Annotated in this window: 14 protein-coding genes; 4 read left to right on the top strand and 10 right to left on the bottom strand. The window is 36.3% G+C overall.

Features of this window, described 5'->3' with window-relative positions; all coding sequences use genetic code 11:
* Positions 1–33: 33 nt before the first annotated feature.
* From AB674_RS10950 to AB674_RS10915, 8 genes are all read right to left on the bottom strand, one after another.
* The gene (locus AB674_RS10950; protein WP_053004244.1) at positions 34–2,304 is read right to left on the bottom strand and encodes a GH92 family glycosyl hydrolase; all 2,271 of its coding nucleotides are present in this window, start codon (positions 2,302–2,304) and stop codon (positions 34–36) included.
* Positions 2,305–2,410: 106 nt separating this feature from the next.
* Complete coding sequence (locus AB674_RS10945) at positions 2,411–4,402, bottom strand: beta-mannosidase (protein WP_053004243.1); 1,992 nt, start codon at positions 4,400–4,402, stop codon at positions 2,411–2,413.
* A 462-nt stretch (positions 4,403–4,864) separates the two neighbouring features.
* The gene (locus tag AB674_RS10940; protein ID WP_047776520.1) at positions 4,865–6,379 is read right to left on the bottom strand and encodes a SusD/RagB family nutrient-binding outer membrane lipoprotein; all 1,515 of its coding nucleotides are present in this window, start codon (positions 6,377–6,379) and stop codon (positions 4,865–4,867) included.
* A gap of 16 nt (positions 6,380–6,395) precedes the next feature.
* Positions 6,396–9,485: a SusC/RagA family TonB-linked outer membrane protein gene (locus AB674_RS10935; RefSeq protein WP_047776603.1), complete on the bottom strand. Its 3,090-nt coding sequence runs from the start codon at positions 9,483–9,485 to the stop codon at positions 6,396–6,398.
* A 305-nt stretch (positions 9,486–9,790) separates the two neighbouring features.
* Positions 9,791–10,801: a LacI family DNA-binding transcriptional regulator gene (locus AB674_RS10930; protein WP_047776518.1), complete on the bottom strand. Its 1,011-nt coding sequence runs from the start codon at positions 10,799–10,801 to the stop codon at positions 9,791–9,793.
* Between the two features lie 476 nt (positions 10,802–11,277).
* Complete coding sequence (locus AB674_RS10925) at positions 11,278–12,516, bottom strand: MFS transporter (RefSeq protein ID WP_117610311.1); 1,239 nt, start codon at positions 12,514–12,516, stop codon at positions 11,278–11,280.
* Between the two features lie 21 nt (positions 12,517–12,537).
* The gene (locus AB674_RS10920) at positions 12,538–12,765 is read right to left on the bottom strand and encodes a hypothetical protein (RefSeq protein ID WP_047776516.1); all 228 of its coding nucleotides are present in this window, start codon (positions 12,763–12,765) and stop codon (positions 12,538–12,540) included.
* Positions 12,766–12,771: 6 nt separating this feature from the next.
* Positions 12,772–13,368: a TetR/AcrR family transcriptional regulator gene (locus tag AB674_RS10915; protein ID WP_047776515.1), complete on the bottom strand. Its 597-nt coding sequence runs from the start codon at positions 13,366–13,368 to the stop codon at positions 12,772–12,774.
* A gap of 348 nt (positions 13,369–13,716) precedes the next feature.
* Between AB674_RS10915 and AB674_RS10910 the strand changes: the two genes are divergently transcribed.
* Together AB674_RS10910 and AB674_RS10905 are read left to right on the top strand one after the other, a co-directional pair.
* The gene (locus AB674_RS10910) at positions 13,717–14,949 is read left to right on the top strand and encodes a hypothetical protein (RefSeq protein ID WP_047776514.1); all 1,233 of its coding nucleotides are present in this window, start codon (positions 13,717–13,719) and stop codon (positions 14,947–14,949) included.
* A complete protein-coding gene (locus AB674_RS10905; protein ID WP_047776513.1) occupies positions 14,940–15,965 on the top strand; it encodes a hypothetical protein in 1,026 nt (341 codons plus the stop codon). Before AB674_RS10910 ends, AB674_RS10905 begins: the two co-directional genes overlap by 10 nt.
* Positions 15,966–16,045: 80 nt before the next feature.
* Here AB674_RS10905 and AB674_RS10900 read toward each other — a convergent pair whose 3' ends face one another.
* Positions 16,046–16,375: a DMT family transporter gene (locus AB674_RS10900; RefSeq protein WP_047776512.1), complete on the bottom strand. Its 330-nt coding sequence runs from the start codon at positions 16,373–16,375 to the stop codon at positions 16,046–16,048.
* A 69-nt stretch (positions 16,376–16,444) separates the two neighbouring features.
* Positions 16,445–17,005 (bottom strand): Crp/Fnr family transcriptional regulator, encoded by a 561-nt coding sequence (locus AB674_RS10895; RefSeq protein ID WP_047776511.1) that lies wholly within the window; start codon positions 17,003–17,005, stop codon positions 16,445–16,447.
* A 208-nt stretch (positions 17,006–17,213) separates the two neighbouring features.
* On the opposite strand from AB674_RS10895, the gene AB674_RS10890 reads away from it, so the two are divergent.
* Both AB674_RS10890 and AB674_RS10885 read left to right on the top strand, forming a co-directional pair.
* Entirely contained in the window at positions 17,214–18,233 is a 1,020-nt protein-coding gene (locus AB674_RS10890; protein WP_047776509.1) for an SDR family NAD(P)-dependent oxidoreductase, read from the top strand.
* A gap of 223 nt (positions 18,234–18,456) precedes the next feature.
* A complete protein-coding gene (locus AB674_RS10885) occupies positions 18,457–19,272 on the top strand; it encodes a helix-turn-helix domain-containing protein (RefSeq protein WP_047776506.1) in 816 nt (271 codons plus the stop codon).
* Positions 19,273–19,305 lie beyond the last annotated feature (33 nt).

Below are 19,305 nucleotides of genomic sequence, written 5' to 3'. Positions count from 1 at the left end.
AACAGGTTTTAAAAACCTGTTAGGAACGTTTATTTACATAGGTCTGTCTTCTTTATTTACTCCAAAAGTTGGTGAAGGCTTGTTGCCCATGTACAATTTCAGTTCTCCTCCTTTTACGATCATATCGTGTGTGATGTACGATTTGGTATAAGGCTTTCCATTGTATTCCGCTTTTTGGATGTACATATTGATATTGCTGTTGTTTACGGCATTTAAAGTAAAGGAAATTCCTTCTTTATGATGAATTACGGCATTATTTACTAATGGACTTCCCAAAACATAAACTCCGTTGGCAGGATTAACAGAATAGAATCCCATCGCAGAAAAAACATACCAAGCCGACATCTGACCTAAATCTTCATTACCACATAAACCATCGGGTTTGGTTGAATAAAATTTATCATCGATTTCACGAATTAATTTTGCTGTTTTCCAAGGTTGTCCGGCGTAGGCATACAAATACGGAATATGGTGATTGGGCTCATTTCCTTGTGCATATTGTCCGATTAGACCACTGATGTCGGGAGAAATTTCTTCGCCCTCTACTTTATCTGTAATTAAAAACAAAGAATCTAACTTATCTAAAAACTGTTTTTCGCTGCCAAATAAATCGATCAAACCATAAGGATCCTGAGGAACTAACCAGGTATATTGCCAGGCATTTCCTTCTACATAATCATCCTTGCGATGTGCTGAGGAGAGCGGATTAAAAGGCGTTCTCCAATTTCCATCTGTTAATTTACCTCTCATAAATGTGGTTTCTTTATCGAAATAAAGTTGGTACAAATTGGCTCTTTTGGTAAAATAAACATAGTCTTCTGTTTTGTTTAGTGCCTTTGCCATTTGTGCCACACAGTAATCATCGATGGCATATTCTAAAGCATTTCCAACAGATTCTAACATTTTATCTGCGGGAATATATTCCAATTTCTGGACGTAATCCATCCCGTCGCGTGTTTGCATGGCAGTTTTTCTAATGGCTTCGTAAGCCAATGCTGTATCGTAGTCTCTGTATCCTTTGAGATAAGCGTCTGCAATTACCGCTATGGAATGATTCCCATTCATTGTATTGGTTTCATTCCCCATTAAATGCCAAACCGGTAGTCTGCCTTGTTGTTTATAAATAGCTAAGAACGATTTAACAATATCGTTAATCTTATCCGGTTGTGTAATGGTATACAAAGGGTGCAAAGCACGGTACGTATCCCAAAGTGAGAAAGTCGTGTAATTGGTAAAATTGGCTTTTTCGTATACTTTTTTATCGGTTCCGCGGTAATCTCCGTTGACATCATTAAAAATGGACGGTGCAAACATGGTGTGATACAATGCCGTATAAAAAACTTTCATGGTTTTATCGTCTGCTTTTATCTGAATCTTATGCAGTTCCTTATTCCATTTGTCATTTGCTTCTTTTACTACTTGATCAAAATCCCAATTTGGAATCTCTGCTTTTATATTGGCAGCAGCATTTTCGTAACTCACAGGAGAAATTCCCACTTTTACCAAAACCTGTTTGTTTTTTAAGCTATTAAAATCTAGTATGGCTTTCATTTTCAAACCTTCGCCTTCATTTCCTTTTACAGGCGAAATGCTGTCATACAAAGTAACAGCCGCCATTGGCTCTGAAAATTCGATTGTAAAATAAATGCGCTGATCATTGGCCCAGCCTTTAGAATAACGATATCCTACAAGTGTCGTTTCGTTTATTTTCTTTATGAATGTTTTAACCGGTTTGTCCCATCCGATTCCGTCCGCAAGGTCCAGTAACACGTGTGAATCGGTAGCGGAATCAAAAGTATATTTATGAAAACCTACTCTTTCGCTGGCGGTTAGTTCTGCTTTGATTTTGTATTTGTCTAATAAAACACTGTAATATCCCGGTTTGCTTACTTCATTTTTGTGTGAGAAATACGAACCGTAACCGTTTACCATGTCTTCTTTTGTTCCTTTGGTAAGGGCAACTTTACCGGATACGGGAAGCAAAAGAATATCGTTTAAATCTCCAATTCCTGTTCCGCTCAAATGGGTATGTGTAAAACCTAAAATCGTATTACTCGCATAGTTGTAACCACTGCACCAATCCCAGCCTTCAAAAACATTTACCGGTCCTAACTGTACCGCCCCAAAAGGAACATTAGCTCCAACAAATACGTGCCCATGACCTGCAGATCCTATGAGAGGATTCACATAACCGGTATAATCAGTGGGGTGATTGGTGGTTTTATTTTTAATTTCTTGTGCGAATGCCGATAAATTAATCAGCATCATTATTGAAAAAACAATGTGTTGGTATCTTTTATTCATTTTTATTTGTTTTTTGGTTGGCACGTTCCGTAGAGACGCACTGCTGTGCGTCTCTACCGTGTGCGTCTCTACCGTGTATGTGGAGACGCTGCTGTGCGTCTCTACATTATTTGTATTTTTTCAAAACATCGTATAAAGAAACAACCTTAATATCGGGATTTGCTATTTTACCTTCAAATGAAAGCGTTTTCTCTTCTCCGGCGGTCAGGTCTATATAATTATCACTCCATTTTCCGGTGTATCCTTTTACAGAAATATATACATATTTTGCTGCTTTTGTCGCTTTTAAAACCACCTTATTTCCTTTGATCTGCCAACTTATTTTGGGGTCCTCCAACTGCAAGTCAATCGGACGGGTCAGATCAATTTGAGGCGTGATATCATCCCTATAAGCTTCGCGCATGGCATACCAGGCTGCTTTGGGTTGGCGGTTGTAATAATCGGTCACACTCCAACTTGCCACCGGCCAGCAATCGTTGAGCTGCCAAACTAAAGTTCCCATATTGTAAGGGGCTTTAGAACGATGAATGCCTATAATATTTTTAAGAGAATAATACTGTAAACATTGGGTCAGATAGGTATAATCTTCCACGTTCATCTTTTTTATTTTAGTGGAGTCTATAAAATACCGGTTTAAATAGGAATCTAATTTTATAAAACCTTTCCCTGCTTTTTGATGGGCTTGTAAAATGTCTGAATACAAATATCGGTCTTCCGGTAACGTAAAGGCTTCTATAGACGAATAGTTGGGCATGGCCTGCATGCCATATTCACTCACAAAACGACCTGTTTTATTCTTTACGACTTCAACATCTTCCAGTCCCCACCAAGTTCCCCAGTAATGACTGTCTCCTTCGGTAATACTTTTTTCTTTAGACCAATGAAATAAAGGTGAAGAACTAATATAAGGGCGCTTATTGTCTACTTCTTTTACCCATTTCGGAATACTGTCCTGAAACAACCGAACATAATCGTGCCACAAACGGATGGAATCTTTTTTCGACATGTTCATACTTTTTTGCCATCCCCAGTTTTTAAAGGCTTCATCGGCTTCGTTGTTACCGCACCATAAAACGATACTTGGATGGTGGCGCAAACGCTTCACTTGGTATTTCACCTCTTCTTTTACATTGTCAAAAAAGGCTTTGTCGCCCGGAACCATTGTACCGGCAAACATAAAATCCTGCCAGACATAAATTCCATTCTTATCGCATAAATCATAAAAATAGTCGTCTTCATAAATTCCGCCACCCCAAACACGAAGCATATTCATATTGGCGTCTTTTGCCATCGCAATTACCTTTTCGTACTCTTTTTTGGTTACTCTGGAAAGAAAAGCATCAGAAGGAATATAATTGGCTCCTTTCATGTATACCGGTTTGCCATCAATTTTGAAGTAAAATGACTTACCTAGACTATCGGGCTGTTGTACCAATTCGATTTTACGGTTTAGTACATACGGTTTCTCCGCCTCTTTTTTATCGTAGGCTTCTAATCGTGGGGTTTTCCATATTCCGCAGGTTGTGAATTTTGGTCCCCAATCCCATCCAAAATGATATTGTGCTTTACGAACATAGGCACGAGGATTATCGGGAATTACAAAAGGCAGGTCTTTTTTAGCAAGAGAATCAACCACATTTTGTGCGGACTGAAATACAATCACCAAATCATTGTTTCCTGACTTTAGCACCTTTTTGACGTCTACACGCCATTGACGAAACATATTGTCGGCTTTAAGAACCAACTGATTGTTAAGGTAAACGGTGGCATAAGTATCCAATCCGTCAAAAACCAGTTCGGTGTTTTTCTTTTTTAGCGTTGCTGCAGCTACCTGAAAAGTCGTTTTGTACTCCCAGTTTTTGCGTTCCACCCATACTACTTTCTTTTCATTGTCCCGGTAAAATGGGTCAGGGATTGTTTTATTATTCAACAAATCGGTATGTATCTCTCCGGGAACAGTCGCCGGATACCATTTTTGTGTTTTTTCTTCACGATACTTCCAATCCTTTTTTAAATCAATATTCTGAGCAGTAACTACCGATGAAAAGTGCATAAGACCAAGGCAGATTACGCTGTAAAAGTGCTTTTTTAAATTCATTTTATTTCGGAATAAATTAATAGTATATGAATTTTTAATTATTGGCAGTAGGAGAAGGAATAAAGCGCTACACCATTATCCCTCCTCATTAGGGGTACATGTCAACGAATAACTAACAAAATATTCAGAAATCATTTTCCTATACTGCGCATAATTTAACGGGAATTTGTACTACAATTTAATCAATTTAACTGTAGTAACAGTATATTAAATCAACTTATTAACAGTTCTAAAAGCTATTCTTTTTGGTGCTGTGATTGCTATAAGTGTATTAAAAAAGAATCCCCTTTTTTTCAGCAAAAGCAATTTTAGCGGCTGCGAAAAAAAAGACATTAGAGCAATACATCCAATCCATACCATAAGAATTCTATTTGAAACTTATCAATAAACGATTTAAAGATAAGCCGGGTAAAAGGAAATTACCCGACTTATTCTAACAAACCAACCAATATATATTTTAAACTATTTGTCCCACCAGATTCTGGTTGTCATAACATCAAGCCCCTGACGTTGAATTGCTGCCTTGTAATTGTCAGCATTTGTTATCAACTCCGACTGGTCGTAAACTAATCTTCTTGGAATAGTACCTTGAGTTTCTCCATTTACATCATTAACAGGAACCAATGCCGGATAACCTGTTCTTCTGTACTCAGAAAAAGCTTCAAAACCATTAAACAATAGAACAATCCATTTTTGACCAATAATTTGCTCTATTTTTTGCGCTTCTGTCCCAGCAGATTTAAAAGGGAAAGCAGCGATATATGCATTGTATTCTGTAGTTGAAACTGCCGGTACTTTATCTCCAAAAATAGTCAGAATCTCCATGGCAGCTTTTACTCCGTCTTCGTAGTGTTTTTGAGCTGTTCCGCCAACACTCCACCCTTTAACTGCTGCTTCTGCCAATATAAATTCTACTTCGGCATACGACAAAATTAAAGTTGGTGCATCTAAACGCAATACTGTTGAAGTATTCGGGTCTGAAAAAAGCTTTTTATCCCCACCCGGAAATTCTTTAGCATCATTAGCAAGACCTTGCTGACTTGCAGGAGAATTATCTCCGGTTGCTTCCAATTTGGCATAAATTCTTAAACGCGGATCATTTGTATTTTTCAATGCGTCTATGAAAGTTTTGCTGTATTTAATGTTTGCTTCTCCTCCGTTCAAGTCATTTCTAACCCATGAAGAAGTAATTGGATTCGTTTTAACACCTGGAGGGCCTGCATCATGTTTTAGTACAACACTGTCATTATTTGAAGTAAAAACACCTTTTGCAGCTGCTTTTTCAACAAATTCTCTGGCTTTCGCAGGGTTTACTTTAGACAAACGCATGGCGACTCTCAACATTAATGAATTGGCTAATTTTTTCCATCTTGCCACATCACTTTGATAATACAAATCGGCATTACCAACAAATGGTTTATTCGCATCTAAAGCTGTTCCTGCTTCGTCTAATTCTTTTAAAAGATCATTGTAAATTGCTTCTTGCGTATCGTATTTTGGCGAAAAGATATTTCCGTTATATCCTTTTCCGGCTTCGAAATAAGGAATCTCACCATAAGTATCGGTCAATTTCTGAAACATCAATACTTTCATGATTCTGCAAGCTTGGATCATATTAGAGTTTTCAGGCGTATTTTCTAATACTGATAACAATTGCATGATCTGATTCAATCCTTTTCCATACGATTCTCCAAAAAGAGAACCCGAATATTCGGGAGAATAGGTATATTTTGATCCTGGCCCACCCAATGAAGAAAAATGCTGTACAATTTGTGCTGCATAAGCATTGTTCCCTCTTGTATTAGAAAAATCTTGTCCGTCTACATAAATTTCAGCCAGGGTAAACATTGATTTTACCGCAGGTTTTGTCAAGGCATTTGGGTTGGTATTCATTTCCTCAAATCCTTTGTCGCATGATGTTAATACCAATGTACTAGCTACTGCAACGCAAAATATTTTTATATATTTATTTTTCATTTTTTACTTTTTAGTATTAGAATTTAACATTAAGCGTTACACCGTAATTTCTTGTCAAAGGCATAGATGCTCTTTCAAGTCCTTGTGCATTACTGTTAGAATAGTTAGATTCCGGATCAATGTTCGGAACTTTATCATAGATCGTCCATAAATTATGAGCAGAGAAAGCTAAACTAATGGATTGAAATGGTGATTTCTTGATAAAAGAGCTTGGAAAATTATAACTAAAAGAAATTGCTCTAAGCTTTACAAAATCAGCATCGTATACAAAGTTTGAGGTTACATCACTATAACTTCTCCAGTAATCGTATGCAGATACTTGTTTGTTAACCGGATTACCATTTACATCTGTACCCGATACGGCAACTCCTCCTTCACGACCTTCAAGTGTGCTTTGAGCTAATCCGTAACGTGTTCCCAATTGGTTAGTCGCCGAATAAATTTCTCCTCCAAATTTAGCATCTACAAAAACAGATAATGTGAAGTTTTTATAGGTAAAATCATTTGAAAGCCCCATTGAAGTTGGTGCTACTCCTTGTCCAGCAATAATTAAATCACCTCTCAAAAATTTACCATCAGTTCCTAATACGATGTTTCCGTTTTTGTCTCTTAAATAATCATATGCTTTGATTACTCCGAAAGGCTGTCCTTTTTCTAAAACTACAGAAGCTCTTGAGTCTCTGTTTCCTTCCAATGATTTGGTGTTAATCTTATCAGAAAGACTAATAACCTCACTGTCATTATAAGCAAAATTATATCCAACACTCCAAGAAAAACTTGGCGTTTTAATCGCTTTTACGTTGATTGCAAACTCCACCCCTTTGTTCAGGATTTGTCCCACATTAATTTTGGTTGTTCTGTATCCTGCTGCCTGAGAAATGTCTGCATCAGCAATATCTTTAGTCGTTTTTTTGCTGTAGAAAGTCAAATCTGTACTTACTCTGTTATTGAAAAATGTATTTTCAAAACCAAATTCAATTGTACTTACATTATAAGGCTTTAAGTTTCTATTTGGAACAGTCTCCCCGTTAACACCTAAAATCGGTTGTCCTTGCGAATCGGTTTGTCCGTCCGGTGTTGTATACGTTAAGTCTAAGGCGTAGGCATCCTGCAATCCACCTCCTACATTACCCCAACCTGCTCTAAGCTTACCATAAGACATCCACTCCGGTAATTTTATCACTTCAGAATAAATAAAACTGGTACTTACTGATGGGTAAAAAATACTATTGTCTTTTGGATCTAAAGTAGAAAACCAATCTCGACGACCTGTTAAACTAACATATAAAAAATCTTTGTATCCCAAATCTGCCGAGTAAAAAAGAGAGTTCACTTCACGTTCAGAAAACAATTTTTCTGTTTTGTCCGGTTGTGTATTTCCATAGAAATATTCAAATGGTACAATAAAGTTATTTCCTTTCATTTTAATACCGCTGTATCTGTTATGTTGACGGTTAGCACCAACAAAAGCATCTAGTGACAGATTTTTAACGATGTCTCCTCTATAACCTAAAAAACCGGAGGCATTAACTTCTGAACGATTTTCAATTCTGTTTTCATAAGATCCTCCAGGATTGTAATTGATTCCTGTTGGCTCAATTTCAGTATATTCATAATTAATATCATCAACACCGATAACCGCTTTTGCATAAAATTTGTCTGTAATATTATACGTTACTTTTGTCGAACCGATAAAACGTTTTCTAAGATCTTCGTTTAAAGGCTGTTCTGTAGTATAATATGGATTGGTATGATACACATTCGCACCAAAATAATCTGCTTCACCTCCATTTTGATCGTACGCATTTTTAAGCCATCTGATGTCTGTTCCCGGAGTCAGGAAAACAGTCGGGAAAGAAGGATTTCTTGGAGAATCGTTCAAGTAAGGTCTGTTATCACTCTTCTCTGAGATATACTGTGCATTTGCCTCTACATTGATCTTCTTATTTGGAGACGAGTTTAAACTCAAAGACAGGTTATTTCTACCAAAATCTGTTCCCGGTAAAATAGATTCGTCTTTTGTGTTTCCGAAAGATAATCTGAAATTAGTAGTTTCATTTCCACCCGAAATAGCTAGAGTATTACTGAAAGAAAATCCGGTTCTGTAGAAATTCTCCACATTGTTTTTTCCATAGGCTTTGTAAGGTCTTGTTGTACCATCGATGGAAAGTGAATTTGTTCCGTCGTATTTATCACCCCAGGCAAAATAGTACGAATCTCTTAGTTCCTGCAAATCGCTAAATCTCGTATAAACACCATTTACAGGAGCTCCTGCTCCGTATTGATCCTGCCAGTTCAAAAGACTTGCAGGCGTATTAAAAGTTGCACTTGAGCTAAAATCTACTCCTAAACCTGTTCCGTTTTTTCCTTTTTTAGTCGTAATTAAGATAACACCATTTGATCCTCTGTACCCGTAAAGAGCAGAAGCGGCACTACCTTTTAAAACCGACATCGAAGCAATATCATCCGGATTGAAAGAAGACATACCATCACCTTTATCGGCACCTCCCCACATTCCTGCATTTCCTTGCTGTGTATTGTCTATCGGAATACCATCTACCACATACAAAGGCTGGTTAAACCCTGAAGCTGAAGTAGCACCACGAATCACCACACGACTGGAACCTGAAGGTCCCGTAACCGGTGCAGAAACGTTAACCCCTGCAATTTTCCCCTGAAGGGCATTACCTAAGTTAATTTCTTTGTTTTTTGTCAGTTCATCCCCTTTTAATTCTCCAACGGCATATCCTATACTTTTCTTTTGTTTTTTAACACCGAAAGAAGTAATTACCACCTCATTTAATTCCTGATTGCTCTCTGACAATACAACAGAAATTTTGCTTTCATTTTCTTGAAGTACCACTGATTTTGATACAAAACCTAAAGAAGTTATTTTTAAAGTAACTTTACCTTCAGGAACATTTAATTTAAACTGACCGTCAAAGTCAGTAATGGCATTAAACGGTTTTCCTTGTACTTCAACCGATGCACCAACAACTCCCTTGTTCTCTGCATCTACCACTATGCCTGTTATTAATCGATTTTGCGCAACAACACCTAAGCTGCTGAACAATATCATTCCTAACACTGCTAAAATTCGTTTCATAAGCATTTTTTTTGGTTTAATTGTTTTGATTATTGTTTGTTTCTAACGCGTTTGTTTTTAAATATTAATAAAAATTTTGAACTCCATTTCAAGAAAAAAAGCGGCAAGTTTAGCTCTCGGAATAGCCCGAAAAATAAAGCTGTACGGCTGTTTTTTCTATGTATCTCTTTCTCAAAAGAAGCAACTAAAAGCGATTCTTTTTGTTTACTAATTTTACTAAAACGATTTAGTAAAATGACTAAAAAAAAACTACTGCAATAATTTATCTTTTTCTTTTATTTTTAACTTCAAAAATTATAGGTTATCTAAACCGATTCTCTAACAATCAATGTACCTTTTTTAAGTACTTTCTCTACGGTAAAGGAATCAAAATCTGTCATCTGACTCATTAAGAGCTCAATCGATTTAATCCCAATATCATTTATGGGCTGCGCTACGACAGAAATGGTAGGCGTATGCAATTTAAAACTATCATGATCATCAAAACTGATCACCGAAAGATCATCCGGGATTCTGTACCCCATTCCTCTAAAGGCCTGAAGACCGGCAAGTCCCATATAGTTGGCCAAAAATAAAACACCGTCAATCTTGGGATTTTGCTGAAAAAAATGCGCAATCGAATCGATTCTGCTTTGTTCATCAGTATGGTAATCTAAGTGAAGCGTCAGAGCTTCATCATAAATCCCTTCTTCTTTCAGGGCATCTGTATAACCCTTTTCCCTTAATTTCATCTGAATCATTTCAGATTTAGTATTGACAACGGCAATATTTTTGCGTCCTTTATTTATTAGAAATTTCGTAGCTGAGTAAGAACCTTCATAGTTATCCATCACAACGTGACTTACTTCCTGATTGGCAAAATACCTATCGATTAAAACTACTGGCTTTTGCAATTTTAAAAGCAAATCAATACTTTTTTCTAAATTTTTTGTTGGTGTGATAATAAACCCCTCTACATTGGCCTGCAAAAGACTTTGCACTAATTCCTCACAACGTTGATCATCATCTCCGGTACTGCAATAAAAAACTCTGTAATCAATATTTTTTGCTTCGTCTTCTATTACCCTCGCTAAATCAGCAAAAAACTGATTGGAAATATCTTCTACAATAAGACCAATTGATCTCGTTTTTCCCGTTCTCAGACTACTGGCAATCATACTTGGTCGGTACTGAAGCTTTTCGGCAACCTCTTGAACTTTTTTTATAACAGCCGGACTAATTGCCATCTTCTCGCCTTTTCCGTTAATAACAAAAGATACAGTAGATATAGACACTTGGGCCTCGGTGGCAATATCTTTAATAGTGATTCTTCTCATTAACGTTTTTTATTAAATGGCTTTATAATGCTTTGGACAAATATATATAAATAGGGTTTACAAAATCGTTTTAGTAAAATATTTTTTAAACAAATCGTTATTTTAAAGCCAAATTAAAGTATAATAATCAGTAATTATAAAGTTTTTACCTATAATTCTCATTTTTAATTTTACAGAATATTCATCGTTTTTTAACTTTGTTTTTACCTCTGTTCCCCATAAAATAAAGAAAAGTTAAATTGGAGTTAAGTTCTTACTTTATCGCTGAAAAATTTATTTTGACAGCAGCCTTATTACTGTTTAATCCAAATAGATTTTGCACATATCTTCTTACTTAAATGTTTTTGCCTTCTGCTTTTTTAATACTAAAAACAAAAAAAGACAATCAAAGGATTGTCTTTTTTTAGTTTGGTTCTTTATAAAATCTGTTCGAAAATCTTCTTAAGTAAACGATCCCGAAAATCTTCTTTTTACAGTTAAACTTTATCTTTTGCTTTTGCCAATTGATTTACTCTCCACATTAAAAACACGGTACATAGTGTAATAACCGCAATTACATAGCCCAATATATCGTAGTTTTCTAAAGGAGACGTTTTGGTTTCCTGATGCACAATAAAACCTGCACAAACAGCTGCGATACCACCGGCAATCTGTTGTAGTGATGACGTTATAGACATATAAGCGCCACGGTCTTTCATCTCCGGAATAGCAGTGTTTAGTGTCGTTGCCGGAATCATACGGCTCATGATTCCCATAAACAGTACCATATTAATCACTACTACTTCCCACATAGGGATCGGGTTAAGATTGGTATAAATTAAAATCATAATTACCGAGATGACTGATCCAACTGCAAACAACTTAAATTTACTGACTTTATCGCTTAATTTCCCAACTAAAGGCATGATAAAAAGTACAGAAAGTCCCGTAAAGAAAAATACCAGTGGTAACTCCAGATGGCTGATATGAATGTTATTAACCAAAAAGGCTGTCCCAAAAGGCTGTAACATAAAACCTCCCACAGAAAGGAATGCAATGGCAGTAAAACCAACCTGATAATGTTTGTTACTTAAGGTATGCCAAAGGTGCAGAAAAGGACTTTTGTCTGATTGTAATTCCAAATGTTTTGTGATTGGTTGCATTTGTGTTATAATTGCTGCAAGAATCAATAGTCCCAAAACTGCAATCATAATAAAGGCGGAATGCCATCCCCAGTTATTGGCAAAATAGAGTCCGACCGGTATTCCCAAAATCTGACTGGTTGCAAAGGCCATTTGTATAAAACCCATCACCCTGCCTCTTTGATGAATTACAAACAGATCCGTCACAATTGCTAGTGAAACAGAACCGATTACACCTCCAAAAAGTCCTGTCACGATTCTCGCCAAAAGTAACATCTCGTAAGTTGAGGCCAGCGCACAGAAAACGGTACCTATAATGAATCCCGTATAAAAGAAAATCAGTAATTTTTTTCGGTCAAATTTATCTGCAAAACCTGCCGCAAGTAATCCCGAAATTCCGGCACTAAAAGCATATCCGGAAACTGCAAAACCGAACTTTGAGGGTGTCATATCAAGTGTTTTCATCAGAATATCCCCTAACGGAGAGATCACCATAAAATCAAGTATAACAGTAAATTGTAAAAGCGCCAATATGGCAATAATAATTTTTTGATGTGTGGTAAAAGCAGGAGCTTCTATAGTATTTTTTTCCATTTTAACAGGTTGTTCTTTAGGTTAAGGCAAGTCCTGGCACTCATAGCCAAGTCTTTTAATGATACTCTTTATTGTATCCGGATTAAGGGTTTCTGACACGATGCGAAGCACGCAATCAATATCTTCGTAATCGATACTCCATTGCTGTATCCCCAAATGATTATCTAGTGTTTCAGATAAAGTAGCTGCTGAGCTAATTTTATCAATATTTGTTTTAAAAACATGTACTGTGTTTAAATCTGTTTCCATAATTTTTCATGGTTTTAAAGCTTTTATGGTTGCGGTAAAAGCTTCTTTCATCATTGTATCGGTAAGAACAAACGGCTTCCCTCCCAAACTCTTACCCTCAGTATGGAAGTTCAACAAAGTATATAATGGTCCATAGGCAATTGCCCAAAAAACTTCAAACGACATTGGAATAAGTTCATTATTACGCAAACTATTATCAATAAACTGTTTCATTATCATTCTGAAATCTGAGAATTTGGTGGTAGAATTCAATATTATTTCCCCATGTGGCGAGTGTTTAATGATCTCAAAAAAAGCAACTTGCTTGGGATATTTCATGGTAAAACCAGCCCTGTTTACCCATTGTATCCACAATCCTTCTTCAAAAGACATTTCAGGTGAGAAGTCTTTAATTGTACTTGAAAAAAAATCAATCGCAACGGTTGCCCCTATTTTCTGAATTAAATCATCTTTGTCCTTGTAGTAAATATATAATGTCGCTACCGAAATATTGCAGGCTTTTGCAAGCTTGTTCATACTGAAACCCTGAAATCCATCCTGCACGATTTGATCTATTGCTCTTGCAACAACCAGTTTTTCTTTATCAATATCTCTTATTCTCATGCCATTTTTTCAGCAAAGATAAAATAATAAGTGAATGAACGTTCTTTTATTTAAACATTTTTTTTCCAAAGCCTTAACTATCAATTTTGAAAGCTCTTTTAACAAAAAAAATAGTGCTGCATAAAACTCATGTGGGCACTCTTAAATCCTGAACCCTAATAAAAGCAAGCCTTGCGAAATAATTTTTAATTTATTGCTTCAAAATTGCAGTAGAGCTATTATAATTCCGTTATTTTGCCGGCAAATAAATTAAACCTATTATTCTTAATTATTTAATTACAAGCCTATAGAAATTATTTAAGCAACATACTACAAAACCCCACATTTAACCCCAAAATTTTAACGACAATGAAACCTACTTTTTCCAGAAGTCTATTCACAATAGGCTCCTTATTTTTAGCCATTACGCTACAGACAAGTTGTAGCGACAGTGAGCCAGATGCTTATGAACCGCATTATTTAGCCCAAATTGATGCAGAGAAACTACCTGCTGCGAATCATCCGATGATCATGTTTGCAGATAATGAAGATCCGGCAAGAATGTACGACAAAAAAGACCGATGGTTTAGAGTGAATCAACCTTTACAGATCATACAAAAAGGAAAGGACTCTATACAACTATCTCTTTATTCACCGGTTGGTCTTAAAGATGTGGTGGTCTATGCCAAATTACCGAATTACAGCAAACGTTTTGCACTGTATCATTTTACACAAATTCCTGCTTTTCATCGCTCTGTTCACCAAATTCCATTGGTAGCGGCCAAAAATGATTATCAATTAGAAGACGGAAAAACCGTTACTATCGACAAAATAGATGGATTCTCATCCGGAGGCATTGAATTTTCAATCGAATCCTCTGATCCTTTATTCGCAAAATTCAAGAAAATTAAATCTTCACAATTGGTTCAGTTTCACGACGGGTATCATATCGAAGAACTTGGGAAGTTTTTACCAATGAATCCGGTATTAGCCAAGGAAGCTATTACCATGATCATTAACTACTCTTATGCGTTGAGTCATCCTATTTATTATAAAACACATAATAACTTTGATGTTTATAAAAAAGAACAAGCTGCACTTGCCGGAACAGCCGTAGTGGGCGCTACAGACTGGCATGGCAATACTGCGGATGCAAATGGCCAGTACGACTATTTTACAAAAGCCGAAATTGAGAAGCGTTACTGGGACTATGTTGACGGAAGAACGCTCTACATGGCAATGGTTGGTGGTGATGCTGCATGGGGCGGCGGAGCACTGGCTTCACAATACGAAGGCGGATACGTAACAGGACACTGGAACGGAGAAATGTCGCTTTGGTCTCATGAATATTCGCACCACACCGGTTACAATCATGACAGTAATTTTGCCAATAGTGGCGAAGGTGGTGGACAACAGGAAATGCTGACGCAGTTTTACAAATACTTGATTTACTTAGACGATCTTCCATTTACGGATCCTGATATATTAAAAACCTACACTAAAACACAGTATCTGAAAGGAACTTATAAAAAACCGGTTTTTAAAATCGATCCAAAAAATACATTTTTATTAAAATATAAAGGAGAAGGAAAATGGAACTAACAAGACTATTCAATATACCTAAACTGGTTTTCGTACTGCTTTTAGCATTAACAAGTTGTAACGATAAAGATGAAAATAATGCCCCTACAGACTACTCCTATTATTATCCAACAGAAAAGGCAACGATAACTGCCAAACAAATTGGAGACGGAACCGGAGCTTTAGATCCAAGAGGAATAACTATTGCCAACGGTAAATTATACGTTTGCAACGGTGATGTTCTTGAAATTTTTGATGCAAAAAGCCTGAAATACATCAAATCTCTAACGACTTATACCAAAGGGACTACGACGATTCCTTTTACCAACCTTTCTTCTGTTTCTGTTGACAATAACAGAATTTATTTAGGAAGTGTTGATTCACGTCTTTTTGTATTAGACGAAAACACTAATCTGGGAATCAATACGGTTGGTAACGGTCAATGGTGGAACACTTTTGTTCACGTTTTTGGAGTTACAGTAAAGGACGGATTGGTTTTTGTAAAAGAAAAACACGCCTCTATAAAAGTTTTTGAGACCTCTCAAATTACAGAAAGTAGTAATTGGAACCTTACTCCTATTGCAAAACTAAACACCCTAAGCGGTTTTGATGAAATGTATTCTATGGATGTGGCGGGTGGAAATCTGGTTGTTGCCGGAAGAGATTCCAAAGCCTATTTGCTTTACAATATTGCAGCTATTCGCGCCAATGCAGCAGCTTCTCTTGTTACACCGTTACAGCCTTCGGCAAAGCCAATTTCGAAGAGCGAACCAACAACAGTATCTTTAGGTGCTGATTGGGCCATAACTTCTGAGAATGTTGATTCGGTTGATTATCTAAGATTTTACCCAAAAGAAGAGTTTTTAAATCAAACCTATACGGCCAGAATAAATGCTACTGATATTATGGGGAAAAATTCTTTCGGTACGATTATGGGAATTACACAATTGGAGGATCGCATCTTCTTATCGGATAAGACCAACAAACAAATTAGAATACTTAAGCTAAAGAAATCTAACATTAGCGAACAAAAATAATAGTAAAAAGCTGCTTCAAAAAATTGAAGCAGCTTTTTTTTATTCAAACAAAGACTATATCTTTTTCACAAGTATTTCAATTAATGTGTGGCCGATTTCGAAAATACATTCATTATAACCACTCCCGAAACAATAAGTAGTATACCTATAATTGCCGGTAGATCCAGACTTTGCTTAAAAAGAATTACCGAAATAATAGCCGTCAACACAATCCCAAAACCTGCCCAGATCGCATAGGCAAACCCAAGTGGAATCGATTTTAAAGCGTGCGAAAAAAAGTAAAAACAAGTTACAAAAGCCACAACTGTTACAATACTTGGTACCAGTTTTGTAAATCCTTCTGATTTTTTCAGAAAGCTGGAACCCACAATTTCTAATATAATGGCTAAGCCCAAGAATACGTATTTCATTTTTTTTGATTTTAAAGTACAAAGAAAGCGAACAATTCAAAACGCTTTTTTGATGTACATCAAAATCATCTATCTCTTTCTGATTCTGCTTAACGTTTCCTGAGTGACTCCAACATAAGAAGCTATGTGCCCTAAATTTATTCTTTGCAAAAGGTCGGGAAACTCCGCAATTAGGGACAGGTAGCGTTCTTCAGCAGCTTCTGTATGCAATGAATTGATTCTTTCCTCCAGAATAATACAAAGTTCTTCTGCCAGTTTTCTTCCAATAGTGTTGAGTTCCGGATAGGTTTTATAAAGTTCATTCAAGTCATTGATCGCAATAGAATACACCACAGAGTCTTCTAAAAATTGGATATTTTCGAAAGACGGTTTTCCCGCATACAAAGGAAGAATTGAACCTATTATTACATTCTCAACACCAAACCAGGAATTGACTTCTTTATCATTTTTAATAAAATAGGCTCTTACCAGACCTTTTTCAAGCATAAAAAGACTGGCCATTATTTGTCCTTGTTTTAATAGAAAATCATTTTTCTTTTTGCTGAAATAATTGATTTTCCCGGCAAGCTCTCGTTCTGCTTCGACGGTTAAATCGCCATAGGTCTTTAGTTTTTCTATTAATGGATTCATATTTTTAAAAAGAGATTCTTATTCGTTATAGAATGTGTAAGCTACAAAATAATCGACAAAGAAATCTTGTTTTTTAAAAATCTACAGTTATTCAACAACCTTTATTGGTTACAAATTGACATTCACAACAAAGTAAATTGACATTTTAAACAAAATAGCCATTCTCTTATCCTTCTAATTTTGTCCCATAACATTAACATTAAAAAAAATGGAAAACAATAATTATCAGGGCGCATTACAACAGCCTATTGGTTCAGGTTTTAATGCTGCATCAACGGCAAGCGAAGTAATTAAGGGAATTGATCTTACAGGCAAAATTGCGATTGTAACAGGCGGTCATACCGGAATAGGATTAGAAACCACCAAAATTCTTTCTGCAGCGGGTGCGACTGTGATTGTACCAGCAAGGGATCTGAACAAAGCCATAAAAAATCTTCAAAACATTGCTAACGTAGAAATTGAAAGCATGGATTTAATGGATCCTGAATCTGTTGATGCTTTTTCCGAGCTATTTATCGCTTCAAAAAGACCGCTTCATTTGTTAATCAATAATGCCGGAATCATGTGGGTTCCGCTACGCAGAAATAATCTTGGTCATGAATCACAATTAGCAACTAATTATCTGGGGCAATTTCAACTTACGGCAAGATTGTGGCCCAGCCTTAAAAAAGCCAACGGAGCAAGAGTTTTAAATGTATCCTCTTACGGTCATCAGATGGCACCATTTAACTTTGAGGATCCCAATTTTCTTTATCGTGATTATGAGACTTTACAGGGTTATGGACAATCTAAAACCGCCAGCAATTTATTTGCGCTTGAATTAGACAATCGTGGTAAAGATTTCAAAGTCAGAGCTTATTCTTTACATCCCGGAAGTGTTTTGGGTACTGATTTAGGTCGCGAGGAACCAATAGAATTATTCAAACAATTGGGCACTCACGATACTACGGGCGCAATAAAACCGGAAGTAGCAGCCAAACTTAAAACAATTCCTCAAGGTGCGGCAACCACCATTTGGTGTGCAACAAGTTCATTACTAGACCATATTGGAGGTGTATATTGCGAAGATGCCAATATTGCCGAATTAGATTTAGGTCAAATAGAACATCGTTTTGACGAACCATTGACAATACGCGGTGTACAACCCTATTCGCTTGACGAAATCAACGCAAAAAGACTCTGGGATTTAAGTGAACAAATGACGGGGGTGGTGTTTCAGGTCTTGTAATGTTGTGAGGGGGTTTTGGAATCTTCAAGTTTCAGGTTTCAAGTTTCAAGTTTCAGGTTTCAGGTTTCAGGTTTCAGGTTGCATTCTCGGCTTGGGTCTAAAGTGTATAGTAAGACCGTCACCCATCTAACTTGAAACATGAAACTTGAAACAAAAAACCTCTTCCAAGCCTATTTTATAGTACCTTAGATCAATCTAAATCATTTTGTATTATCCTATTGCGATGGAACATATCTCTAAATATTTAACCATGGACATTAAGCTTTCCTGTTATGAGGACAAACTTTTTAAATCCGATTTGATTTTTGAAGATCATATGTTGATCTGGTTTATTTCAGGTGAAACAAAAATCATACAGGCCGATACGACCTCTATTTTTAAGACGGGTGATATCTTTCTGATTCCGAGAAATCAGTTGGCCACAATTATCAATTGTCCTAAAAATGGCCTTCCGCATAAAACCGTGGTCATGCATTTATCGGTTGAAAGGCTTAAGAAATTCTATCAGAAAATCGATATTAATTCCAACCTTCCTTTTGAAAATAAAATCTATCATTTTAACAATCATCCACTGTTAGAAAGTTGTATGGCTTCTGTGATTCCTTACTTTGATTTGGAAGGCGATTTTCCCGAAGACCTCGCCTCTCTCAAAATAACGGAAGCAATCAGCATACTAAGAACAATCGATAAAAATATTGATCGTGTCTTAGCTAATTTTGACCAACCCGGCAAAATTGATTTAATCCGTTTTATGGAACGCAATTTTATGTTTAATATGCCCATGGAAAAATTGGGCTATCTTACGGGGCGCAGTTTGTCTACCTTTAACAGAGATTTTAAAAAACATTTTAATACCACCCCTCAAAAGTGGTTAACTGAAAAAAGATTGGAACTGGCTCATTATTATCTCATTCAGAAAAAGAAAAAGCCAACTGAAATTTATCTTGAAGTAGGTTTTGAGGATCTCTCTCATTTTTCTTTTGTTTTCAAAAAGAAGTATGGCGTTTCTCCAAATCAATTGGTTTGTCTTGAAAATTAAAAACCAACCTAACAGGTTTTAAAAACCTGTTAG

Source organism: Flavobacterium sp. ABG, from assembly GCF_001027725.1.
In the GTDB taxonomy this organism is placed as follows: domain Bacteria; phylum Bacteroidota; class Bacteroidia; order Flavobacteriales; family Flavobacteriaceae; genus Flavobacterium; species Flavobacterium cupriresistens.
The sequence above is the reverse complement of the archived record's forward strand: the minus strand, read 5'-3'. Positions and strand labels throughout refer to the sequence as shown.

Bases quoted from the DNA above. Each gene is read 5' to 3' on its own strand.
- AB674_RS10930 (WP_047776518.1), bottom strand. From the start codon at position 10,801: ATGAGAAGAATCACTATTAAAGATATTGCCACCGAGGCCCAAGTGTCT.
- AB674_RS10950 (WP_053004244.1), bottom strand. From the start codon at position 2,304: ATGAATAAAAGATACCAACACATTGTTTTTTCAATAATGATGCTGATT.
- AB674_RS10920 (WP_047776516.1), bottom strand. From the start codon at position 12,765: ATGGAAACAGATTTAAACACAGTACATGTTTTTAAAACAAATATTGAT.
- AB674_RS10885 (WP_047776506.1), top strand. From the start codon at position 18,457: ATGGAACATATCTCTAAATATTTAACCATGGACATTAAGCTTTCCTGT.
- AB674_RS10935 (WP_047776603.1), bottom strand. From the start codon at position 9,485: ATGAAACGAATTTTAGCAGTGTTAGGAATGATATTGTTCAGCAGCTTA.
- AB674_RS10925 (WP_117610311.1), bottom strand. From the start codon at position 12,516: ATGGAAAAAAATACTATAGAAGCTCCTGCTTTTACCACACATCAAAAA.
- AB674_RS10915 (WP_047776515.1), bottom strand. From the start codon at position 13,368: ATGAGAATAAGAGATATTGATAAAGAAAAACTGGTTGTTGCAAGAGCA.
- AB674_RS10905 (WP_047776513.1), top strand. From the start codon at position 14,940: ATGGAACTAACAAGACTATTCAATATACCTAAACTGGTTTTCGTACTG.
- AB674_RS10890 (WP_047776509.1), top strand. From the start codon at position 17,214: ATGGAAAACAATAATTATCAGGGCGCATTACAACAGCCTATTGGTTCA.
- AB674_RS10910 (WP_047776514.1), top strand. From the start codon at position 13,717: ATGAAACCTACTTTTTCCAGAAGTCTATTCACAATAGGCTCCTTATTT.
- AB674_RS10895 (WP_047776511.1), bottom strand. From the start codon at position 17,005: ATGAATCCATTAATAGAAAAACTAAAGACCTATGGCGATTTAACCGTC.
- AB674_RS10945 (WP_053004243.1), bottom strand. From the start codon at position 4,402: ATGAATTTAAAAAAGCACTTTTACAGCGTAATCTGCCTTGGTCTTATG.
- AB674_RS10940 (WP_047776520.1), bottom strand. From the start codon at position 6,379: ATGAAAAATAAATATATAAAAATATTTTGCGTTGCAGTAGCTAGTACA.
- AB674_RS10900 (WP_047776512.1), bottom strand. From the start codon at position 16,375: ATGAAATACGTATTCTTGGGCTTAGCCATTATATTAGAAATTGTGGGT.